This is a genomic window from Kibdelosporangium phytohabitans (assembly GCF_001302585.1).
GTDB lineage: Bacteria > Actinomycetota > Actinomycetes > Mycobacteriales > Pseudonocardiaceae > Kibdelosporangium > Kibdelosporangium phytohabitans.
The window spans coordinates 8,286,279-8,307,535 of record NZ_CP012752.1 but is presented as its reverse complement, the minus strand read 5'-3'; the positions used below and the strand labels follow the sequence as shown (position 1 = coordinate 8,307,535).

Annotated in this window: 22 protein-coding genes and 1 pseudogene; 9 read left to right on the top strand and 14 right to left on the bottom strand. The window is 69.1% G+C overall.

Annotated elements, in window-relative coordinates; all coding sequences use genetic code 11:
• Window positions 1-188 precede the first annotated feature (188 nt).
• Window positions 189-758, bottom strand: a pseudogene (locus tag AOZ06_RS59250) (VOC family protein).
• 75 nt (window positions 759-833) lie between these two features.
• On the opposite strand from AOZ06_RS59250, the gene AOZ06_RS37540 reads away from it, so the two are divergent.
• The 3 genes from AOZ06_RS37540 to AOZ06_RS37530 are packed head-to-tail and all read left to right on the top strand — an operon-like array spanning window position 834 to window position 5,530.
• Entirely contained in the window at window positions 834-2,705 is a 1,872-nt protein-coding gene (locus tag AOZ06_RS37540; RefSeq protein WP_054293721.1) for a bifunctional copper resistance protein CopD/cytochrome c oxidase assembly protein, read from the top strand.
• Complete coding sequence (locus AOZ06_RS37535; RefSeq protein ID WP_054293720.1) at window positions 2,702-4,849, top strand: heavy metal translocating P-type ATPase; 2,148 nt, start codon at window positions 2,702-2,704, stop codon at window positions 4,847-4,849. Before AOZ06_RS37540 ends, AOZ06_RS37535 begins: the two co-directional genes overlap by 4 nt.
• A 54-nt stretch (window positions 4,850-4,903) precedes the next feature.
• The gene (locus AOZ06_RS37530) at window positions 4,904-5,530 is read left to right on the top strand and encodes a DJ-1/PfpI family protein (RefSeq protein WP_236951870.1); all 627 of its coding nucleotides are present in this window, start codon (window positions 4,904-4,906) and stop codon (window positions 5,528-5,530) included.
• On the opposite strand, the gene AOZ06_RS37525 is transcribed toward AOZ06_RS37530, so the two are convergent.
• Window positions 5,527-5,826: a hypothetical protein gene (locus AOZ06_RS37525; RefSeq protein ID WP_054293719.1), complete on the bottom strand. Its 300-nt coding sequence runs from the start codon at window positions 5,824-5,826 to the stop codon at window positions 5,527-5,529. The two genes, AOZ06_RS37530 and AOZ06_RS37525, sit on opposite strands and share 4 nt — an antisense overlap.
• 19 nt (window positions 5,827-5,845) lie before the next feature.
• Window positions 5,846-7,183, bottom strand: a complete 1,338-nt coding sequence (locus AOZ06_RS37520; protein ID WP_218921845.1) for an NAD(P)/FAD-dependent oxidoreductase — start codon at window positions 7,181-7,183, stop codon at window positions 5,846-5,848.
• 99 nt (window positions 7,184-7,282) lie between these two features.
• Between AOZ06_RS37520 and AOZ06_RS37515 the strand changes: the two genes are divergently transcribed.
• Entirely contained in the window at window positions 7,283-7,663 is a 381-nt protein-coding gene (locus AOZ06_RS37515) for a hypothetical protein (protein ID WP_054293717.1), read from the top strand.
• Window positions 7,656-8,081, top strand: coding sequence for a hypothetical protein (locus AOZ06_RS37510; protein WP_054293716.1), 426 nt, complete (start codon window positions 7,656-7,658; stop codon window positions 8,079-8,081). Before AOZ06_RS37515 ends, AOZ06_RS37510 begins: the two co-directional genes overlap by 8 nt.
• Here the strand turns inward: AOZ06_RS37510 and sigJ are convergent.
• On the bottom strand, window positions 8,047-8,943 hold the full coding sequence (gene sigJ, locus AOZ06_RS37505; RefSeq protein ID WP_054293715.1) for an RNA polymerase sigma factor SigJ: 897 nt from the start codon (window positions 8,941-8,943) through the stop codon (window positions 8,047-8,049). The two genes, AOZ06_RS37510 and sigJ, sit on opposite strands and share 35 nt — an antisense overlap.
• 78 nt (window positions 8,944-9,021) lie before the next feature.
• Between sigJ and AOZ06_RS37500 the strand changes: the two genes are divergently transcribed.
• The 3 genes from AOZ06_RS37500 to AOZ06_RS37490 all read left to right on the top strand — a co-directional run bounded on the left by AOZ06_RS37500 (window position 9,022) and on the right by AOZ06_RS37490 (window position 12,262).
• Window positions 9,022-10,053 (top strand): NAD(P)/FAD-dependent oxidoreductase, encoded by a 1,032-nt coding sequence (locus AOZ06_RS37500; protein ID WP_054293714.1) that lies wholly within the window; start codon window positions 9,022-9,024, stop codon window positions 10,051-10,053.
• Window positions 10,054-10,085: 32 nt separating this feature from the next.
• Window positions 10,086-10,916 carry an SAM-dependent methyltransferase gene (locus tag AOZ06_RS37495; protein ID WP_054297205.1) on the top strand — a complete coding sequence of 277 codons (831 nt, stop codon included), beginning with the start codon at window positions 10,086-10,088 and terminating at the stop codon, window positions 10,914-10,916.
• 362 nt (window positions 10,917-11,278) lie between these two features.
• A complete protein-coding gene (locus AOZ06_RS37490; RefSeq protein WP_083472183.1) occupies window positions 11,279-12,262 on the top strand; it encodes an ABC transporter substrate-binding protein in 984 nt (327 codons plus the stop codon).
• A gap of 4 nt (window positions 12,263-12,266) precedes the next feature.
• Here the strand turns inward: AOZ06_RS37490 and AOZ06_RS37485 are convergent, their stop codons facing one another.
• From AOZ06_RS37485 to AOZ06_RS59245, 10 genes are all read right to left on the bottom strand, one after another.
• The gene (locus tag AOZ06_RS37485) at window positions 12,267-12,605 is read right to left on the bottom strand and encodes a hypothetical protein (RefSeq protein WP_157233464.1); all 339 of its coding nucleotides are present in this window, start codon (window positions 12,603-12,605) and stop codon (window positions 12,267-12,269) included.
• A 71-nt stretch (window positions 12,606-12,676) separates the two neighbouring features.
• Window positions 12,677-13,339 carry a methionine ABC transporter permease gene (locus AOZ06_RS37480; RefSeq protein ID WP_054293711.1) on the bottom strand — a complete coding sequence of 221 codons (663 nt, stop codon included), beginning with the start codon at window positions 13,337-13,339 and terminating at the stop codon, window positions 12,677-12,679.
• Window positions 13,339-14,364 carry a methionine ABC transporter ATP-binding protein gene (locus tag AOZ06_RS37475; RefSeq protein ID WP_054293710.1) on the bottom strand — a complete coding sequence of 342 codons (1,026 nt, stop codon included), beginning with the start codon at window positions 14,362-14,364 and terminating at the stop codon, window positions 13,339-13,341. Before AOZ06_RS37475 ends, AOZ06_RS37480 begins: the two co-directional genes overlap by 1 nt.
• Entirely contained in the window at window positions 14,361-15,314 is a 954-nt protein-coding gene (locus AOZ06_RS37470; RefSeq protein ID WP_054293709.1) for a MetQ/NlpA family ABC transporter substrate-binding protein, read from the bottom strand. The genes AOZ06_RS37475 and AOZ06_RS37470 overlap by 4 nt, the downstream gene beginning before the upstream one ends.
• 224 nt (window positions 15,315-15,538) lie before the next feature.
• Window positions 15,539-16,729 (bottom strand): PP2C family protein-serine/threonine phosphatase, encoded by a 1,191-nt coding sequence (locus AOZ06_RS37465; protein WP_054293708.1) that lies wholly within the window; start codon window positions 16,727-16,729, stop codon window positions 15,539-15,541.
• Between the two features lie 28 nt (window positions 16,730-16,757).
• Window positions 16,758-17,741, bottom strand: coding sequence for an ATP-binding protein (locus tag AOZ06_RS37460; protein ID WP_236951869.1), 984 nt, complete (start codon window positions 17,739-17,741; stop codon window positions 16,758-16,760).
• Complete coding sequence (locus tag AOZ06_RS37455; RefSeq protein ID WP_054293706.1) at window positions 17,738-18,160, bottom strand: ATP-binding protein; 423 nt, start codon at window positions 18,158-18,160, stop codon at window positions 17,738-17,740. Before AOZ06_RS37455 ends, AOZ06_RS37460 begins: the two co-directional genes overlap by 4 nt.
• Window positions 18,147-18,527 (bottom strand): STAS domain-containing protein, encoded by a 381-nt coding sequence (locus tag AOZ06_RS37450; RefSeq protein ID WP_054293705.1) that lies wholly within the window; start codon window positions 18,525-18,527, stop codon window positions 18,147-18,149. The genes AOZ06_RS37455 and AOZ06_RS37450 overlap by 14 nt, the downstream gene beginning before the upstream one ends.
• Window positions 18,524-19,375, bottom strand: a complete 852-nt coding sequence (locus tag AOZ06_RS37445) for an STAS domain-containing protein (protein ID WP_054293704.1) — start codon at window positions 19,373-19,375, stop codon at window positions 18,524-18,526. The genes AOZ06_RS37450 and AOZ06_RS37445 overlap by 4 nt, the downstream gene beginning before the upstream one ends.
• Window positions 19,376-19,486: 111 nt before the next feature.
• On the bottom strand, window positions 19,487-20,173 hold the full coding sequence (locus AOZ06_RS59245; protein ID WP_225953653.1) for a methyltransferase: 687 nt from the start codon (window positions 20,171-20,173) through the stop codon (window positions 19,487-19,489).
• On the opposite strand from AOZ06_RS59245, the gene AOZ06_RS60640 reads away from it, so the two are divergent.
• On the top strand, window positions 20,102-20,767 hold the full coding sequence (locus AOZ06_RS60640; protein ID WP_169799028.1) for a hypothetical protein: 666 nt from the start codon (window positions 20,102-20,104) through the stop codon (window positions 20,765-20,767). The two genes, AOZ06_RS59245 and AOZ06_RS60640, sit on opposite strands and share 72 nt — an antisense overlap.
• The last annotated feature ends 490 nt before the right edge of the window (window positions 20,768-21,257 follow it).

Below are 21,257 nucleotides of genomic sequence, written 5' to 3'. Positions count from 1 at the left end.
TCACCTGATCAGTGCAGAAAAGGAGCACGAATGCGAACCGTGGTCGCCACCATCACCCTCTCGCTCGACGGCCGGACCACCGGCCCGGGTGGTGAGTACGACACGGGCTGGATCGTCCCGCACGCGATCAGCGACGACATGGTCCACATGACCGGCACTGCCACGACGGCACTGCTCGGCCGCGAGAACTACCAGGGTTTCGCCGGGTACCGGCCGTCGGCCGCCGACGACCCGCGTCTTCTCGATGACGCTGGCACAGTGGACTGGGGGCGCGCGGCTGTTCGCCGACGAGCCGTCCCCGCCTGCACGGTGAGCTCCGATTCGCTTGGCCAGGCGGACGTCCGGCAGAGGGAAACGCCGAGCCGCACGTGCAAGGCCTCAACGGTCAGGCCTGACGGGTCGGGTCGTACAGGCAGAACGGGTGACCGGCGGAAGACCCGCACGTGCTGCTGTGGCTGGTAGTCCGCGAGCACCGCGCCGGTGCTCAGGGCTAGCGCGACGGCGGCGTCGAGGTCGTCGACGGCGATGTCCAGGTGGAGCATCATCTGGCGGCGTCCTTGCTGCGCGGGCCACACCGGCGGCTCCTACAGCGGCTCGGTCTGGAACGACAGCCCGGTGCCGCCGCCGGGTGGCGTCAGCGTCACCCAGTCCGGGCTTTCCGACTGGGCTTCCCAGCCGAGCAGGTCGCGGTAGAACTCGGCGAGTCCGGCGGCGCCGGGTGCGTCCAGGACGGTCGCGGTCAGCCTCGTCTGTGCCATGGCTGCCGGGTACCTGCCTGAGTGGGAGCGGTCACACGCGGGAACTCGGTTGTGCGCGTGGCCGACTGGTGGTGAGTGATCCGATCAGTTGGCGCGGCCGTCGCCGGTGCTGTGACCGTTCTCGCCATCACGGCGGTGATCGGCGGCTCGGCGCATGCCCTGCTGGGCGACGCGGATCCGGGCGCGTTCGTCCGGTTCAGCGCGGCTCTCACCCGGCTGGTCGCGGACGGCGCGGGCGTGCTGACCGTCGGCGGGCTGCTGTTCGCGGTCGTCATCACCTCGGCGCGCCGGGACGGGGTGCTGAAGGCCGAGGGGTACGCCGGTCTGCGCATCGCGGGCTGGGCCGCGACTGCCTGGGTGGCCGCGGCCGGTGCCATGGTTGTGCTGGACGTCGCCGACTCGTCAGGGCACCCACTGTCCGAAATGGACTTTACGAGGCTGGTGGCCGGTGTCGACGCGTTGGAGACGCCGAAAGCCTGGCTGATCACCGCCGCGCTCGTGTTGGTCCTCGCCGTCGCCTGCCGGATCGCCCTGACGTGGTTGTCCTGCGCGGCACTGGCTGTGGTCGCGCTGTTCGCCCTGTTGCCGCCGGTGGTGGCCGGTCATGCCGCCACCGGCGCAGACCACGACATCGCCACGGACGCGTCGATCTGGCACGTGACCGCCGCGGCGGCGTGGGCCGGGACGCTCGTGGTCTTCGCTGTGCGCAAGCGGAAAGCCACCGGCCTGATGAGGAAACGCTTCACCACCTTGTCGATGGTGTGCTTCGGTGTCCTCGCGGTCTCCGGTGTGCTGGAAGGGCTGGTGTTCACGCCGGTCGGCGACATCCTGACCACCCGTTACGGCATCCTGCTGCTGGCCAAGGCCGTGATCCTGGCTGTGCTGGCGCTGTTCCTCAAACGCGCGCTGTGGACGCAGGCGGTCGTCATGGCGGTGGGTGTCGGCGTCTCGGTCGGGATGGCCCGGCAGCCACCGCCGGGCTTCTTCCGGGAACAGACCCCGATGGACACGCTGATCGGCTACGACATCGCGCCGTCACCCAGCGTGTGGGACTTCGTCACGGCGTGGCGGTTCTCGCTGATCTTCGGCACGGCCGCGATCGCCCTGGCGGTGGCGTACCTGCTCGGCGTCCGGACATTGCGGCGTCGCGGCGATCAATGGCAGGTGGGCCGGACGGCCGCCTGGTTGCTGGGATGCCTGGTGCTGCTGCTGGCCACGTCCTCCGGCGTCGGGCGTTACGCCGCGGGCGTGTTCAGCGTGCACATGGTCACGCACATGGTTTTGAACATGCTGGCACCGGTGTTGCTGGTGCTCGGGGCGCCGATGACGCTGGCGTTGCGCGCACTACGCCCCAGCCGTGAGGAACCCGGTCCGCGTGAGTGGCTGTTGGCTGTGCTGCACAGCAGGTTCGCGCGGGTGCTGACCAACCCGCTGATCGCCTGTGTTCTGTTGGTCGGGTCGTACTACGCGCTGTACCTCACCGGCTTGTTCGATCAGGCTGTGCGGTGGCATTGGGCGCATCTGCTGATGAACACGCACTTCCTGCTCGTGGGTTACCTGTTCTACTGGACGGTCATCGGGATCGACCCCGGTCCGCGTCGCCCGCCGTACCTGGGCAGGCTGGCGATGCTGTTCGCGGTCATGCCGTTCCACGGGTTCTTCGGCGTGATCGTCATGTCTTCGCAGAGCGTCATCGCCGAGAACTTCTACCGGTCGCTCGCGGTGCCGTGGATCGGTGATCTGCTGGCCGACCAACGCCTTGGCGGCGGGATCGCGTGGGCGTCCGGCGAGATCCCCGTCCTGGTGGTCGTGATCGCCTTGCTGGTGCAGTGGTCGCGGTCGGACGAACGCGACGCGCGCAGGCACGACCGCGACCCCGAGTCCGACGACGAGCTGGCGGCGTACAACGCGATGCTGTCCAAACTCGCGGAAAGAGAACAGGTGTGACGATCGAACTGGAGATCGGCGGCATGACCTGTGCCGCCTGCGCGACCAGGGTCGAGCGCAAGCTGAACAAGGTCGACGGCGTCGAAGCGACGGTGAACTACGCGACCGAGCGCGCCAGCGTGCGCACATCGTCCGATGTGGACGTCGAAACCCTCGTCAGAGTCGTCACCAACGCCGGGTACACGGCGTCCGCGGTGCGCGCCGACCCGGTCAAGACCCTGTGGCGCAGGCTGATCGTGGCTGTCGTGCTGATGGTCCCGCTCGGTGACCTGTCACTGGCGATGACTTTCCTGCCGCAGCTGCGGTTCCCCGGGTGGCAGTGGATCTGCCTGGCGCTCGCCGTGCCGGTCGTGTTCTGGTGCGCGTTGCCGTTCCACCGTGCGGCGGTGAAGAACGCGTTACACGGCGGCACGACCATGGACACCCTGGTGTCGTTGGGCGTGCTGGTGGCGTTCGGCTGGTCGGTGTTCACGGTCTTCGCCCATCCCGACGGCGGCAGCTACCTCGAAGTCGCCGCGGGCGTGACGACGTTCCTGCTGGCCGGCCGCTATTTCGAGGCCAGGGCGAAGCGCGCTGCCGGGAACGCCATGCGTGAGCTGTCGATGCTCGGCGCCAAGGACGTCACGGTCATCCGCGGCGGCGCCGAGGAACTCGTCCCGGTCGGCAGGCTCCAGGCCGGTGACGTGTTCGTGGTCCGGCCGGGGGAGAAGATCGCGACCGACGGCGTGGTCGAGGCCGGTCACTCCGATGTGGACACCAGTATGGTCTCCGGCGAACCGGTGCCGGTGGCGGCGGAGGCCGGGACTGCGGTGATCGGCGGGACGATCAGCCTGTCGGGCCGCATTGTCGTGCGCGCGACCAAGGTGGGGTCCGGCACGCAGCTCGCGCAGATGTCGCGGCTGGTCGAACAAGCGCAGACCGCCAAGGCGAACGTGCAGCGCCTGGCCGACCGGGTGGCGTCGGTGTTCGTCCCCGCGGTGCTCGTGCTCGCTGCCGTGACCGCGGTTCTGTGGCTGACCACTGGCGGCGCCACCGTGGACGCGGTGAAGGCCGGACTGTCAGTGCTGATCATCGCTTGCCCGTGCGCGCTCGGGCTGGCCACGCCCACGGCGCTGCTGGTGGCCACGGGCCGTGGCGCCCAACTGGGCATCCTGATCCGCGGCCCGCACGCGCTGGAGGCCGTGCGGGACGTGGACACGGTCCTGCTGGACAAAACCGGCACGGTCACCACCGGCCGCATGCACGTGTCCGGTGTCTCGGGCGACGTGCTCAGGATCGCCGGGGCGCTGGAATCCGCCTCGGAACACTCCGTCGGACGGGCGATCACGGCCACCGCGACCGCCGAGCACGGCGACCTGCCCGAGGTCGCGGCGTTCCAGGCGCTGCCGGGGCTCGGCGCGACCGGGGTCGTCGAAGGCCGGACCGTGCTGGCCGGGCGTGCCCTGGCGTTCACCGAACGCGGCTGGGACATACCGGTGGACGTGCGCACGGACTCAGCGGACACGGTCGTGCTGGTCGGCTGGGACGGCGCCGCGCACGGCATCATCACCTTGCGGGACAAGCCGAAACCCAGCGCGGCCGACGCGATCCGGCTGCTGCGGGCCCGTGGCCTCAACGCGGTCCTGGTCACGGGCGACAACGAGACCACCGCACGCGCGGTCGCGGCGAAGGTCGGCATCGACGAGGTCCACGCCGGTGTCCGGCCGGAGGAGAAAGCGGACCTGGTGCGGCGGCTGCAAGACCAAGGGCAGAGCGTCGCTTTCGTCGGCGACGGCATCAACGACGCGCCGGCGCTGGCCACGGCGGACCTCGGCATGGCCATCGGCACAGGCACGGACGTCGCGCTGGCAGCGGCCGACGTGATCATCGTGCGCGACGACCTGACGGCGGTCGCCGACGCCATCAGCCTGTCGCGCAGAACCTTGCGCACGATCCGCGGCAACCTCGCCTGGGCGTTCGGCTACAACCTCGCCGCACTGCCCGTCGCCGCGTTCGGGCTGCTCAACCCGCTGGTCGCGGGCGCCGCGATGGCGCTGTCGTCGGTGTTCGTGGTCTCCAACAGCCTCAGATTGCGCCGATTCGGCCGGGAACCAGCCACCGGGTCCCGGCCGACCACTCAGGTGAGAACGTCCATTGGGAGGTAAGCGTTGGAACGCCGTACTTTTCTGCGCGCGTCGGCTCTCTCCGCAGGCGTGGTGGTGACCGGGGCACCGATCGTGTCCGCCGCTTCTCCGTTGCGCGTGCAAGTTCTGGCTTACGAAGGCGCGGAGGACTTGGACTACGTCGGGCCGTACGACGTGCTGTCCAGAGCCGCCGACAAGGGCGGTGCCATCCGCACGACCCTCGTCTCGCCCTACCGGCCGACCACGATCACCACTGCCAAGGGTATCCGCGTCGAAGTGCCCCGCGGCTGGTCGCCGCAGGACGCGGACGTGCTCGTCGTGCCGGGCGGTGGGATGCACAACCAGCCGGGCTCGGGTCTGCACAGGCTGATCGCGGACAAGGGGTTCATGCGCCGCCTGGCGGACGCGAAACCGGTCAAGGTCGGGGTGTGCACGGGTGTGATGGCGTTGTCCGCCGCCGGGATCACCCGAGGCAGGCCCGCCACCACGCATACAGCCGCCAAGCCGTACCTCGCCGAGCAGGGCGCGACGGTGATCAACGCACGCGTGGTCGACGACGGCGATCTCGTCACCTGCGCGGGCGTCACCTCCGGCATCGACGGCGCGATCTGGCTGATCGAACGGTTCCTGGGCGCCGAACTCGCGACCGACGTCGAGACCGTCCTGGAGTACGAGCGCCGCGGCACTGTCTGGCGTGACTAGGGGCGCGATGCGCCGAAGGCCTTGAGCCGCTGGCGCTGGTACACCTCGTCTTCCGGATCGAGTACGCCGGGAGTCGAGGTGGCCCGGTCGCAGGCGGCCTCGGACCTGATCCGCGCCCGGACGAGTTGGCGCAGCGTGACGTCGTCGATCGCCGTGGCGGTCCCGCCGGCTCGGCCGTGCTCCTCGATGAACCGGTGGGCGGCGGTCAGGTCCAGCGTCATCAGACCGCCGGCGGGAACCGGTGCGGTCGCTTCGGCAATCTCTTGCGCCGCCGCTACACCGTGGTCGAACACCATGCCAGGCTAATGCTGTGTTCTAGTGCCCGTAGGTGGGGTCGTTCCCGGCGACGAACGCGTCCCGGGGGTGCTCCACCGACGCCAGCGACACGATGTCGCGGCCGAAGAACACCGCGCTCAGCCAGATCACGAGCACCCTGACCTTGCGTTCCCAGCTGGGCACGGCCAGCACGTGGTAGCCGCGGTGCATCAGCCACGCCGGGAAGCCCTTGATCACGATCCGGCGGTACTGGAAGATGCCCCGGCCGATGCCGAGCGTGGCCACCGCGCCGAGGCTGTGGTGCACGTAGTCCTTGGGTGCACGGCCGCGCAGGGTGGCGAGGATGTTGCGGGCCAGCAGCTTGCCCTGCCGGTACGCGTGCTGAGCGTTCGGCACGGTCAACGCGCCCGGCACGTCCGACGCCAGGTCCGGCACAGCCGCGTCGTCGCCCGCCGCCCACGCGTCCTCGACACCGTCGACGCGCAGGTCGGCACGCACCAAGATGCGGCCGGCTTCGTCTACGGGCAGGTCGGTGTGCTTGCGCACCACCGGGTTCGCCGCGTTGCCCGCGGTCCAGACGATCAGGCCCGAGTCGTACTCCTCGCCATTGGACAGCACCACGTGACCGTCCACAGCCGACTTCACCGTGGTGTTCAGGTGCACTCGCGCCCCGCGCTTCGCCAGCGAACGCACGACCCAGCGCCCGGGGTGGTCGGTCACTTCAGGCAGGATCCGCCCGGCCGCCTCGACCAGGTGGAACCGCAGCTCCGACGCGTCCAGCTCGGGATAGCGCCGCACCAGGGCACCGGCCAGCGACAACACCTCGCCGAACCCCTCGACGCCCGAGAAGCCACCGCCGACGAACGTGACCGTCAGCAGCCGCTGCCGCGCCAGGCCCGGCTGGAGCGCCGACGCGCGGTCGAACGAGGTCAGCAGGTGGTCGCGGATGGCCACAGCCTCCTCGATGTGTTTCATCCCGATCGCCTGCTCGGCGATGCCCGGCACCGGGAACTTCCGGGTCACCGCACCGGCGGTGACCACGATGATGTCGTAGCCGATCTCGAACTCGGGCCCGTCGGCCGGGCGGACCGTGACCGTGCGGGCCGCGTGGTTGATCTCGGTCACCATGCCCGCGACGAGCCGCGTGCGCCGCAGGTGCCTGCGTTGTGACACGGCCGCGTGCCTCGCCTCCACCGAACCGGCCGCGACCTCGGGCAGGAACGGCTGGTAGGTCATGTAAGGACGGGGGTCGGCCAGTGTCAGCCGGGCCTCGTCCTCGCGCAGCTTCTTCTCCAGCTTCCAGGCGGCGTAGAAACCCGCGTAGCCACCGCCGACCACAAGGATCTTGCGCATGACGTCCTCTTTTCGTTCAGTCATCCGCAGGACGGGACAGCGTGTGGTGACGTGACACCTCGCGAAGGTGCTGGTGGTCACACGATTAGGCTTGCCTGGTTCGCTGACGGGAGGGACCGCTGGATGGTCGACGCGCTTGCCACTGTTCTGACCTACGCCTCCCTCGCTGTCGCGTTGTGGGGCGTGGTGCTCGTGGTGATCAACCGACGGTTCGCGCTGAACCGCCCGTACGGCCTCGCCTTGGCCGGTGCGGTGCTGCTGCTGGAACTCGGTCTGCTGGTGCAGATGGTCGCCGGTCTGATCAACGTGTTCTCGACCGACCGGACCGTCGCCACGGGCACGTTCATCGGCTACCTCGTCGGGCCGGTGCTGATCGTGCCGCTGGCCGCGGTGTGGGCCGCGGCCGAGCGCTCCCGTTGGGGCTCGGCGGTTCTGGTGATCGGCTGCCTCACGGTGCCGGTGCTGATCCTGCGGCTGCGGCAGATCTGGGACGGACATGGCTGAACCGCCGGCGAACCTGAAGGAAGCGACGCGCTCCGGGCCGGGCAGGCTGCTGATCGCGGTGTACGGCATCTTCGTGATCGCCGCGACGGCCCGCTCGGCGGTGCAGATCGCCACCCACTTCGGCAAGGCGCCGCTGGCGTACCTGCTGTCGGCGGTCGCGGCCGTGATCTACGTCGTCGCGCTCGTGTGCCTGGTCAAGGGAACCAAGGCGTCGCGTCGCATCGCCATGATCTCGTGCGCGGTCGAACTGGCCGGTGTCCTCGTCGTGGGGACCGTGAGCCTGTTCGCGCCGCAGCTGTTCCCGGACGCCACGGTGTGGTCGTTCTACGGCCGCGGCTACGGTTTCGTGCCGGTTGTGCTGCCGGTCCTCGGCCTGTGGTGGATCAGGGCGACCGCCAAGCACGAAGCCGCCGTGTGATCGCGAGCTTGTCCGGTGCGCGTACCACGTCCACTCTGGACACGACTCCATTGTCGACGGTCAGCGAGATCACCGAGTCGTACTTGCCCGCGCCCGTGATCACCAGCCCGGGGCGGCCGTTGACCAGTTCGATCGTCGCGTCGTGACCGGCGTCGGCCAGCAAGCCGATGCCGATGATCATGAACCGGGCGACCTGCTCGGCGCCGTGCATCGGGTGCCGGATCGCGGCGACCTGGCCGCCGCCGTCGCTGGTCAGCGTCACATCGGGGTCGAGCACGCTCATCAGCGCGGGCAGATCCCCTCGGGTGGCGGCGAGTTTGAACGCGGCCACCACCGCTTCGTGTGTGGCGTGGTCGACCCGGACGCGTGGCGTGCCGTCGGTGACGTGTTTGCGGGCACGCGCGGCCAGTTGCCGGACCGCGGCCGACGACCGGCCCACGACCCGCGCGACTTCGGGGAACTCCATCCCGAACAGGTCGTGCAGCACCCACGCGGTGCGCTCGGCCGGGCTGAGCCGTTCCAGCACGACCAGGAGCGCGAAGCTGACCTGGTCGTCGAGCGTGACCCGGTCGGCGGGGCCAGGCGACTCGACCCACGGCTCCGGCAGCCACGACCCGACATACGTCTCCCGGCGCACACGCGCCGACCGCAGCGTGTCCAGTGCCCGCCGCGCGACCGTCACCGTGGCCCACGACTCGACGTCCTGCACCGGGTCGGCGGCATGGGCGGCGACGAGCCGCAGCCAGCAGTCGGACACGACGTCCTCGGCCTCGGCGACGCTGCCGGTCACGGCGTAGGCGACCCGAACCAGCCGTGGCCGTGCCCGCGTGTACGCCACCGCCAGCTCCGCTTCATCGCTCATGCAGTACAGACGAGACACCGCCGCCAGGTGTGACACGCGCCATGTCACACCCGCTGGGGTCTCTGTCGTCTGTACTGCATGACCAAGCCGAATGTTGTCGTACTCGGAGCCGGATACAGCGGACTGATGGCTGCCTTGCGCGCCGCTGACCAGGCGAATGTCACCCTGATCGCGCCTGCGGCCAGCTTCTCGGAGCGGGTCCGCTGGCACGAGCTCGCGGCGGGCCGCCCCGACGTGACCCACCCGCTGGCGGCGTTCACCAAGAACAAGCGGGTCGAGCACGTCGCCGCCCGTGCCACCGCCATCGACCCCGACCGCCGTGAGGTGCGCACCGACGACGGCCAGACCCACACGTATGACCGTCTCGTGTACGCGCTCGGCAGCCGGACCAGGGGCGTCGACACGGACGACGGCCGGGTTTTCACCACCGAGAAAGCCAGCTACCTGCGTAAACGCCTCAACGACGGTCCTGGTGAGCTGACCGTGGTCGGTGGCGGCGAGACCGGTATCGAGATCGCCACCGAGCTCGCCACCCAGGCGCCCGGCTGGCGCGTGCGGATGGTGACCGGCAGCGAGATCGGCCCGAGGTTGTCGGGAAAGAGCCGCGACTACGTCCGCTCCACCATGGCGGGCATGGGGATCGTCCTGGACGAGGGCAGGAAGGTCACCCCGGCGGACATCGACAGCGACGTGGTCGTGTGGGCGGCGTCGATGGCCCCGAACACCGCCCTGGCCGCCACGGCCGGGATCAAGCTCAACGCCGGCGACCGCGTCGACGTCGACGGCGCGCTGCGGTCGACCTCGCACCCGGACATCTACGCGGTCGGCGACTCGGCGGGCACCCTGCGGATGTGCTGCGCCGCGGCGATCCCGGCGGGCTACCGGGCGGGCGGGAACGTCGCGCTGGACCTGCGCGGCGAGCCGGTCAAGCCGCTGCGGTTCCGCTACTACGCGGTGTGCATGAGCCTCGGCAGGGACAACGGCCTGTTCCAGCTGCTGCGGGCCGACGACGCGCCGAAGCAGACGATCGTCACGGGCCGCGCCGGGGCGTACCTCAAGGAGCGGATCGTCCGTGGCACGGTGGCCAGCCTGCGGTTCGTGGCCAGGTAACACCGTGATCCGCTGTCAGTAGGATGATCCGCATGGTGTCGGGGAGTGGCCATCAGAAACAGGATGACGAACCCGTCGACCTGCGGACCGACCGGGCGCACGGTGCGCGGATCTACGACTACATCCTGGGCGGCAAGGACAACTACGCGGTCGACCGCGAGGTCGGCGACGCGTCGATGCGCGCATGGCCCGCATTGCGCACGCACATGTGGGCCAGCCGCACGTTCATGCACCGGGTCGGCCGGTTCCTCGCGGCCGAACGCGGCATCAGCCAGTTCCTCGACATCGGCACGGGCATCCCGACCGAGCCCAACCTGCACCAGATCGTGCAGAAGGAGCAGCCGGGCAGCCGGATCGTGTACACCGACAACGACCCGATCGTCCTCGCCCACGCCCGTGCGCTCATGTCCAGCACGGCCGAGGGCCGCATCGCCTACATCCACGCCGACATGCGTGCGGTGAACGAGCTGCTGGCCTCGCCGCCATTGCGGGACGTGCTGGACTTCGGCCGGCCGATCGGCTTGCTGGTCATCGCGATGCTGCACTTCATCGAGGACGACGACGAGGCGTACCGCGTGGTCGAGCAGGTGGTGGACGTGCTGCCGCCGGGCAGCTACCTGGCCGCGTCGATCGCCACCGACGACTTCGACCCGGTGCCGCTCGCCCAGGTCCAGCGGCAGTACCGGGAGCACGGCGAGGTGCTCCAGTTCCGCGCGAAGGACAGGGCGATCCGGTTCTTCGACGGCCTCGAGCTGGAAGAACCCGGTCTGGTCCAGGTGCACAAGTGGCGGCCCGACCGGGACGCCGGTCCGATCGCCGACACGGACGTCGCCATGTACGGAGCAGTCGCCCGCAAGCGCTGACCGGCTCGGCGCGTTCCCCCGACGGCTCCGCCACCGAACCCGGCAGCGGAGCCGACCCCCAGCGAACTTTCACTTCCTGCCACGAAGCAAAAGCCGAATATCAGGCACCGCAAGGTCAACTATGCCCGCCCGGCCCGATCTAAACCTTGTAGGAGCCTTGAATCCCCAGGTCAAACCGGTCCAGTAGGTCCTGGCCGAACGGCGGCCGGTGACGCCTCGGCCCGCACCACCTTGACTGTCCACAGTGAACCGATGGGGCAGTGCGGCGAGGAGAAGGCCGGTGACGCGCGGCGGCCCGCACGGTGTGTCATGGTCTACACGCTGGTTGTGGTCGATGCCGCTCGGGTCGAGAATGAGGGGCCATGGTGTCGATGTCTCGGGGCGTTCGGGCGTTCTGCGCTGTGCCGGCGCTGTTGCTGCTGGTGAGTGGCTGTTCCGCGATCAGCGGGGAGTCCGGTGGTTCCGGCTCGCCCGGTCCGCTGGAACGGTCCCGGATCAATGTCGCGATCCTGCCGACCGTGGAGATCGCGCCGCTGGAACTCGCTGTTCGCAACGGCTACTTCTCGTCCGAGGGGCTCGAGGTCAAGGTCAGCATCGCCGGCAGCGGCCAGCAGACCGTCGAGGGCATGGTCAACGGCCAGTACGACATCGTCTACTCCTCCTACCCGCCTTTGCTTCTCGCCCAGTCGAAGGGCATCGCGGACGTCAGGATCATCTCCGGCAACTCCGCCGCCGCGCCCGGCACGGCCATGCTCGTGCGGGGCAAGTCGTCCCCGTTGCGGACAGCCGCGGACGTCTCGGGCAAGAAGGTCGCGGTCACCGCGAAAGGCACGCTCGCGGAGCTGATGGTCCGCTCGACGCTGGCGTCCCAGCACGCCCGGCCGGAGACCGTCACCTTCGTCGAGATGCCCTTCCCCGACATGCCGACCGCGTTGGACCGGGGGACGGTGGACGCGGCGATGATGGTCGAGCCGTTCGTCACCGTGGCGGAACGTTCGGTCGGTGCGGTGCCGTTGCTCGACCTGGCGACCGGTCCGCTCGCCGACCTGCCGTTCACCGGCTTCGGGGCCACGAGCGAGTTCGTGTCCGCCAATCCCAAGACAGTCGCGGCTTTCCAGCGCGGCATCAGCCGCGCGGCGGGGCAGAGCGCCGACCGCGCCAGGATCGAGCCGCTGCTGACCGAGGTCGCCAAGATCGACCGCGAGGTGGCGGCGCGCACGAAGCTGCCGCTGCTGCGAACCGACCTCGACCCCGCCGCCATCCAGCGGGTTTCCCGGCTGATGACCGACTTCGGGCTGCTCAAGCAGGAACTCGACGTCAAACCGATGCTGACGGCGGCGCGCTGAGCCGTCAGGTGGTCCCCATGATCACCGCGAGCATCTCCGCCAGCACCCACATCATCCAGCCCGTGCCGATGGCTTGGGCCACTGGTTTGTCGTGCTTGATCGACCGGTAGCCGAGCAGGCCGCCGGTGAGCAGCCCGGCGGCCGCGCCGCCGATGGGCAACCAGACCACCCACGACTGGATCCTCGGTGAACAGATCAGCGCCTGCTGACCGCCCATGCAGGCCGCCGAGCCCATCACCAGGATCACGCTGACGAAGTAGCCGAGCACCGCCGCGAGAACAAGAGGGGACAGCCCGAACACCAGCCGGACGGTCCGGGTGTCCTTTGGTGGCGTGATGTCCATGTCCGCCAACATATGTGGGACACCGGGCCGCCCGGCAGCGTAGGACTACTCAACAGTAACCTGAGAGGTACTCATCGTCGCAGTACGCGGCGCGCCAGGCGGTTGCCGACGAACTGGGCGACCTGGACCAGCACGATTATGATCGCGACGGCCACCGCTGTCACGCCCCAGTTGAACCGCTGGTAGCCGTACACGATGGCGAAGTCGCCCAGACCGCCGCCGCCGATCGCGCCCGCGACCGCCGACATGTCGACCACCGCGACGAACACGAACGTGTAGCCGAGGATCAACGGGCCCAGCGCCTCCGGCACCAGCAGCGTCGTGATGATCCGCCACGGGCTCGCACCCATCGCGCGGGCCGCCTCGATCACACCGGGGTCGATGGTCACCAGGTTCTGTTCGACGATACGGGAAATGCCGAACGTCGCCGCGCAGATCAGCGCGAACGTGGCCGCTGTGGTCCCCAGTTGCGTGCCGACGACCGCGATGGTGACCGGCCCGATCGCGGTGATGAAGATGATGAACGGGATCGGGCGGACGATGTTCACCAGCACGTTCAGCACGGTGTGCACCGGGCGGTTGGCCAGGATGCCGCCCTGGCGCGTGCTGTAGAGCGCGATGCCCAGCAGCAGCCCGAGGAAACCGCCGACGATCATCGTCGCCGCGACCATCCACAGCGTCTGCCCGACCGCGTCGAGCAGGATCGGGCGGAGGTTGTCCCAGTTGGTGCCCATCAGGCCAGTTCCTCGACATCCGTTGTGGTCCGCAGGTCCGCGATCAGCTCGTCGACCGCCGAGTCCGCCCCGATCAGCTCCAGCGTGAGACTGCCGAACGACGTGCTGCCCAGTTCCTTCACGCCACCGTGCACGACTTCGAAGCGCACGTCGTAGCGGCTGGTCGCCTCGGACAGCACCGAGCCGATCCGCCGGTCGTCGCTGACCTTCGCGATCACCAGGCGGCCGGGGTGGCGTTCGCGGATACGGGCCAGGTCGTCGTCGTCCGGCCGCGCCCGCAGCACGGTCTCCACGAACCGCTGCGTGGTCGGCTCCTTCGGCGCGGCGAAGACGGTCCGCACCGGCCCGTGCTCGATCACCCTGCCGTCCTTGAGGACCGCGACCCGGTCGGCGATCTCGCGGACCACCTCCATCTCGTGCGTGATCACCACGATGGTCACACCGAACTCGCTGTTGACCCGCTTGAGCAGCCGCAGCACCTCGCCCGTGGTCTCCGGGTCGAGCGCGCTGGTCGACTCGTCGGCCAGCAGGATCTTCGGGTTCGTCGCGAGCGCGCGGGCGATGCCGACGCGCTGCTTCTGGCCACCGGACAGCTGATCCGGGTACTGCCAGGCCTTGTCGGAGATCCCGACGAAGTTCAGCAGTTCCGCGACCCGCTTCTCCCGGTCGGCCTTGGCCCAGCCCGCGATCTTGAGCGGGTACGCCACGTTGCCGAAGACCGTGCGCGACCGCATCAGGTTGAACTGCTGGAAAACCATGCCGATGCCCAGCCGCACCTGCCGCAGCCTGCGCTCCGGCAGGTGCGTGATGTCCACACCGTCCACCAGCACCGATCCGGACGTGGCCCGCTCGAGCGCGTTGATCAGCCGGACCAGCGTGCTCTTGCCCGCACCGGAGTGGCCGATGACCGCGTAGATCTCACCGGCGTCGATGCTCAGGTCGACGCCGTCGAGCGCGGTCACGACCTTGCCCGCGGCGCCGAACGTCTTGCCGGTGCCGCGGAACTCGATCAGCGGAGTGCTCACGAGCGGCCGGCGCGGATCGTCCCGGCCAGCCTGCCGGCGATCGCGGTCAGGTCGGCTGCAGGCCGGTTGACCAGCACCGCGGTGCCCTTCGACTCCGCCTTCACCTTGTCGGCCACGCGCGAGTCCTTGTAGATCTCCGCGACCTTGGCGTAGACCGGGTTGTCCTTGTCGGCGGCGCGGGCGACGATCGCGTTGATGTACGGCTCGGCCGACGGGTCGGCGGGGTCGTCGCCGAACAGCGCCTTCGACGGGTCGAGACCGCCGTTGAGCGCGAAGTTGTTGTTCACGACCGAACCGTCGACCGACGGCAGCGACGCCACCGTCTGCGCGGCGTCGACCGGTGTCACAGTGACCTTGGAGGCGGCCTTGTCGATCTCGGCAGGCGTGGACAGCACGTTCCCGCCGCCCTTGAGCGTGATCAGCTTCGCCTTCTGCAGCACCAGCAGCGCCCGCGCCTGGTTGGTCGGGTCGTTCGGGATCGCGATCGTGCCACCGGCGGGGATGTCGGCGACCGCGTTGTGCTTACGCGAGTACAGCGACAACGGCACGATGTACGTGGACGAGATCGGTGTCAGCGTGTCGTTGTTCGCCACGTTGTAGTTGGTGAGGAACAACAGGTGCTGGAACAGGTTCAGGTCGATGCGGTTCTGCGACAGTGCCGGGTTGGCCTGCGTGTAGTCACTGAAGCTGACCACCTGCAAGTCGATGTTCTGCTGCGCGGCCAGTTCCTTGAACGTGGGCCAGTACTCCGCGCTGGCTTCCGTCGTCCCGATCCGGACCGTGGTGCGCCCGTCGGCCGTGTCGGATCCCCGTGTGGCGAAGAACACGACCACTGCGGCGACCGCGAGGACCACGACGACGGCGATCCCGGTCAGCAGACCGCGGTTGCGCTTGGGCTTCTCCGGAAGACCCGGCGGTGTGCTCTCTGGCGGCGAACTCTGCTCCGACATGACTGCCTTTCCCCTGTGAAGACCGGCTCTGGCGGTGATCTACCACCGAGTCCGGCAGACACTTTCCCCACCTCGGAGCGCGGATGCCAATTCGTTCCACCCAGCGGACGCGGTGGGCCGGAATTGGCACCAGAAGGGGATTTCTGGTAGGAGTTCCACTGTAGACAGATGTGGCGCCGGTCACCGCGCGCCGGTCGGGGCCGCGACCGAGAGTGGCCGGACGGTCACGCGGAAGGGCGTCGTCCATATCGGACGGTGATGAGCAGCGTGTCGTCGGCGTAGCGCCTGTCCTCGTGGATGTCCGCGACGATCGCGGACGTCATCGCGTCCAGGTCGGGGCTCTTGTGCCGGAGCGCGGCCTTCACCAGGCGCTGCTCGCCGTCGGTGATCGAACCGCGGCACTCGGTGAGACCGTCGGTGTAGAGCAGCAGCACGTCCCCGGTCTCCAGGTGACCGGTGTGCACCACGACACTGCCGGGCAAGGGGAACCCCACGCCGCGGCCTTCGATCTGGATGAAACACGCTCCGCTCCTGCCCAGCAGCAACGCGGGCGGGTGACCGCCGTTGGCCAGCTGGAACCGGCCATTCGACGGATCGATCCTGGCCACCAGCGCGGTGGCCATCAGCCGCGGGAAGACACCGCCCAGCGTTTCCGCGGCGCGGCCGATGAGCTGCGCCAAGGGATGCCCCTCCAGCGCCAGCGTCCGGATCGCGTGCGTGACGTCCAACGCGTCACGGGTGCTGGCCACGCCGTGCCCGACCGCGTCGACGACCGTGATGTGCAACATGCCGTCCGGCAGCACGAACCAGTCGAACAAGTCACCACCGGTCGGCGCGTCGGCGTCGGCGGGGGCGTAGTGCACGGCGAGGCCGACGCCCGGCACCGACGGCGCCTGCGGCCGTAGCGCGTCCTCGAGCTGCCGGAAGATCACCGCGTGCGAACGGCGCAGTTGCTCGTCGCGTTTCTCCAGCTCCACGTACATCGCCAGGACACCGCTGTTGGTCTCGGCCAGTTCGTGCTTGAGGTCCTTCTGCTGGCGCTCCACGGCATCGGCGTGCGCCAGCGCGGCCATGAGCTCCTGCTCGAACGCCGTCTCGTCGGCGACCGGCCGTGACGGCGCGGGAATCACTGTGCTGATGGGGATTCGCCACGTGAACGTCCCGCCAGGACCGTGCTCCGGCATCAGCGGCAACGTGTCCGGGCGCGCGGCCATGGGAGCGCGCAACGAGACGACGAGCTGCTCGGCTTCGACGCGTTCGCCCAGTTCGACAGGGATTCGCTTGGTCAGCAACGACTTGGCGACAGCCGTAACGGCCACCACCAACCGGCCGCGTGTCTCCAGCGGGATGCTGTACCGGTCGCACGCCGCTCTGAGGCGTTCGCGCACGTCCGGCAATGTCGTCACCACTGTCATCTGATCACCACTGTCATCATCACTGCCGTCATCTGATCACCACCACGGTCGCGTCGTCGTGCGCCAGCCGGTGGTCGTGTACGAGCCCCGCTGCCAGCAACGCGGACGCCAAACCCAACCGGATGGGAGCCGTGTGCACGGGCCAATGCGGCTGCAGGCCGTCGGTGTGCACCACGACTGTGCTGTGCTCTGCCAACGGCACAGACCGTACCTGCGGCGTGATGGACCGGGCACCGACCACACCTGGTTTGCTGAGCAACGCTTGGTGCCCGTCCGGTGACAACACTGAGCAACGGACGTTCCCGACCCCGCAGAACTGCGCGTTGCGGTCGACGATGCGCGTTACGGCGATCGCAGCACCGCGCGTCAGCCGCAAACCGTGGTGCATGGCCGTGAGCAACTCCGGTAACGGCAGCGTCGGGTCGCGCTGGAAGATCCGCACGGCCGCCTGCGACGCCTCCGCGGCCTCCGGGCCGTGCCCCAGACCGTCGGCGACCAGCACGGTTGTCGCTGCTGCCGCGCTTGATGTGTCCGTGTGGACAGCCGCGTTGTCGCCGCTCACTTGCTGGCCGTCGGCGGGGACACACAGATATCCGATGCGCCGGTGCGCCTCGGCCGCTGATCCCGGTGCCAGCAGCCGCGCGGCGAGCAAAGTCCCGTGGTGCACCGTGGAATGAACGCTGAAGTCGCTGGCCATGCGGCGTACCGCGCCAAGCCCGACGCCGAGCGTGCCGGTGGTCGTGTGCCCGTCGGTGAGGCACCGGTCCGGGTCCGCCATGCCAGGGCCGCTGTCGGTCGCCACGACCTCCACGCCGGTGCCGGTCAGCAGCGGCTGGATGAACACGTTGCCGCCGCCCGCGTGCTTGTGGAGGTTGCTGGTCAGTTCGGACGCGATCACGGCGGCGCGGTCCGGCAACGGGCTCGGCAGCCCGACTTCCTGAGCGACCGTACGAGCCGTACGCGCGGCGACGTGCACCGCGCTCTCGTGGTCGACGTGCAGGTGCGTGGTCACCCGGCCCACCGCGTGACAGTCACCACCGTGCCCCTGCCTGGCGCGCTGTCGATGTGGAAGTCGTCCATCAGCCTTCGTGTCCCGCCCAGGCCGTGCCCGAGGCCCGCCCCGGTGCTGAAACCGTCGGTCAGTGCCGCGCCGACATCGGGGATACCCGGCCCCGCGTCCCGCACGGTCAGCCGCAAACCCTTGCGCCCCAGGTCGTCCCTCAGCTGTTCGAACTCGATCTCGCCGCCACCGCCGTGGATGTAGGCGTTGCGCACCAGTTCGCTGGCCGCGGTGACCACTTTGGTCTGGCCGATCAGGTCGAACCCGGCCGCCACGGCAGCCGCCCGCACCGCGTGCCGCGCCAGCAGCAGGTCCTGTTCCGCGACGATCGGGTGGACGGCGGGAGCCGTGGTGGTCTCATGAAGTGACATGGCGCCCCCAGCCGAGCTTGGCCATGGCCTGCTCGGCGTTGAGCGCGGTGTGCACGCCGGTCAGTTCCAGCCCGAGCTCGGACAGCGTGATGGCCACGGCCGGGCGCATCCCGGCGACGATGACCTGCGCGCCGAGCAGCTGTCCGGTCGAGGCCATCTCGGTGAGCACGCGGGCCACGAACGAGTCGATGATCTGCAACCGGGAGATGTCCACGACCACGCCGCGGATCTGCTCGGCGGCGATCCGCTCGACCAGTTCCTCGGTGAACTGGACAGCGGACTTGTCGTCGAGGTCGTCCAGCAGTCCGGTCAGCAGCACGTCGCCGAGCCGCAGGATCGGGACGCGCGCGGGGCCGGGTGCCGTCATCGTGCCGCACCGGTCAGCTCGATGGCCTCGGCCAGCGCGTCGGCGAGCGTGGCCCTGGTGACGATCGTGGACAGGTCGATGCCCAGTTGCGTGATCGTCTGGGCGATGGCCGGCCGGATGCCGCTGATCAGGCAGTCGGCGCCCATCAGCCGCACCGCGCTGACGGTCTGCAGCAGGTGGTGCGCGACCACGGTGTCCACGGTCGGCACACCGGTGATGTCGATGATCGCGACCTTGGCCTCCTGCGCCTGGATGGCTTCGAGCAGGCCGTTCATCACCACTTGTGTCCGCGTGCTGTCGAGCGTGCCGATCAGCGGGACGGCGAGCACCCGCCGCCACAACCGGACAACGGGCGTGGACAGTTCGAGCATCTGCTGGTGCTGCGCCCTGATGATGTGCTCCCGGCCTTCCACATAGGACTGGAAGCTGAGCGTGCCCGCGGCGTCGAGCAACTGGTTGGTCATGACGGCCGCGGGGAACCGCATCGACGGGTCGCCGTCGTGCCGGGCGAGCGCCTCCAGCATCGCCTCTTTCAACGACAGCACAGCCATCGCGGTGGCCGTCGGCGCGGTGCCTGCCCTGGCCCGGCGCATCGACAGCTGGACGATCGCGTCGTGCAGCGGCGGGTGGTCGTCGACGAGACCGGCCACAGGCAGCTCGCTCGCGATACCGCTGCGCAGGGCGTCGAGTACGGCCATGACTTCGCGGCGCACTTCCTCGCCGTCCTGGTCGGCCGTCCGGCCGGAGCCGTTGAGCTGGAGGTCGATCCAGCGCCGGGCCAGGTCGCCGTCCTGGTCTGCCAGGACACGGCTGAGCAAGTCGCGCACAGCGGGTTGGTCGAAATCCACCGGTTGCCCTTTCTGGGCGTGCCGGTTCCCAGCTCCGCCCGCACGTCACTCCCAGCCGTACGGGCGGAGTGCCTCGCCTCTGGCCATTCTGTTTCCCCACTGTGCGCGGGGTTAAACCTCGGCCTTGTCCGATCGGGTGATCCGCCACAGAGAGGTGACCTCGGCGGACCGGTACTCGGCGAGCGGGTCGTCCTTGCGCGCCTTGTGGCGGGGACGGATGTCGAGGCGGTCACGGACGACCAGCCCGGCGTCCGTGATCAACGTCCGGGTGGGCGCACGCAGACCCAGCCGCTCGGCCAGGTCGGAGACAACCAGCCACGCCTCCCCGCCCGGGCTCAGGTGTTCGGGGAGGCCGCGGAGGAACCCGCGCAACATCCGTGAACCAGGGTCGTAGACAGCCGTGTCCAGCGATGAAGACACAGGCGAGGGCAACCACGGGGGATTGCACACGATGAGATCCGCTGTCCCGTCAGGGAACAGGTCCTGCCGCACGACACGGACACTCGCCGACAACCCGAGCCGATCGACGTTGTCACGGGCGCACTCGACCGCTCGCGGCTCGATGTCAACGGCGACAACGTCACTCGCGCCACGCTGCGCGAGAAGCACCGCCAGCACACCGGTTCCAGTGCCGATCTCAAAGACCTTCCCAGGCCGGGGCCAGGGCACGGAAGCGACGAGATCGACGTACTCATGCCTGGTAGGCGCGAACACCCCGTAATGCGGATGGATCTTGACACCGAGCGCGGGAACATGAACACCACGCACCCGCCATCGATGCGCCCCGAGCGCACCCATGATGTCGGTCAGCGGCATCCGGCCGTGCGACGGACCAAACGCCAACGTGCACGCCTGCACGACATCAGGCGCATGGGGAAGATCAAGCGCATAGCCGGGACCAACCTCAACCTGAACCCGCCCGAGCACCCGTGCCCGGCGCGCAGCAGCCGCGCGACAGCGCCGAAACGTCTCAGCCGGGCTGCGGCCACGACGGACCCTGCCAACCCTGCGCCGCATAGCGGAAAGCAATTGCACAGCGTTGCGGAAATCGCCACGCCACAACAAGACCTGATCCTGCTTGGCCAGCTCGACCGCGTGGTCAGCGGTCACCTGGTCGCCGATGACGACGATGGACTCCACCTGGACTCCCAAAAGCCAGTGGGAGCCGTCCTCGGCGGTCGGGGAAAGAAGCGGCCGTCCGAAGACGGCTCGATTCGATGGGAACGAACGGACCGTCTACTCGGACGAACCGCGCCAAACCACCGAACCAGCGACAACCATGCCCAGAAGATACCACCACGTCGGCTGAAACCGGGAAGCGCGGACAACGACACACCCTGCCGCAAGCAAGAAACCAGCCCCGAACCGCTCGCGCGCAAGCAGACAGACTGACCCGCAGCGGTTCGCGTGCAGTGCAGAACCGGCCCCGAGCGGCGAGCGCGCCAGCGCAGACCGTCCCGCAGCGGCGAGCGCGCCAGCGTAGAGGGGTGGTTCGGGGGTGCTCCTGCCCGTCGGCCTGGGCTACGCCAACCACGGACTGTCAGGAGGTCCGCCTACGTTTCTCGCGGGCATCAGCGCAGGCCCTACGGGCCTCTTGACAGTCCGTGGTTCCCTCCGGGCAGGTCGTCGGGCAGGAGCGCCCGCGCATCGAAGGACACACCCCTGGGGCCGGGGCTGTGGAGACGAAGGACACCGAACACAAGCTCCTGCTCCGAGGTCTGCTCCCGGCGAGGGACATCTTGTTCCGTGCACTGAACCGCAGCGTTCGACACACCGGGTCATAGCTGGGATGTGAGCACGGAACAAGCGGGTCCCTCGCCGGGAGGCAGACCTCAAGGCAGGAGCCGAGGGTGTGTGTTCTTCCTGCCGGATGCTTGAACTC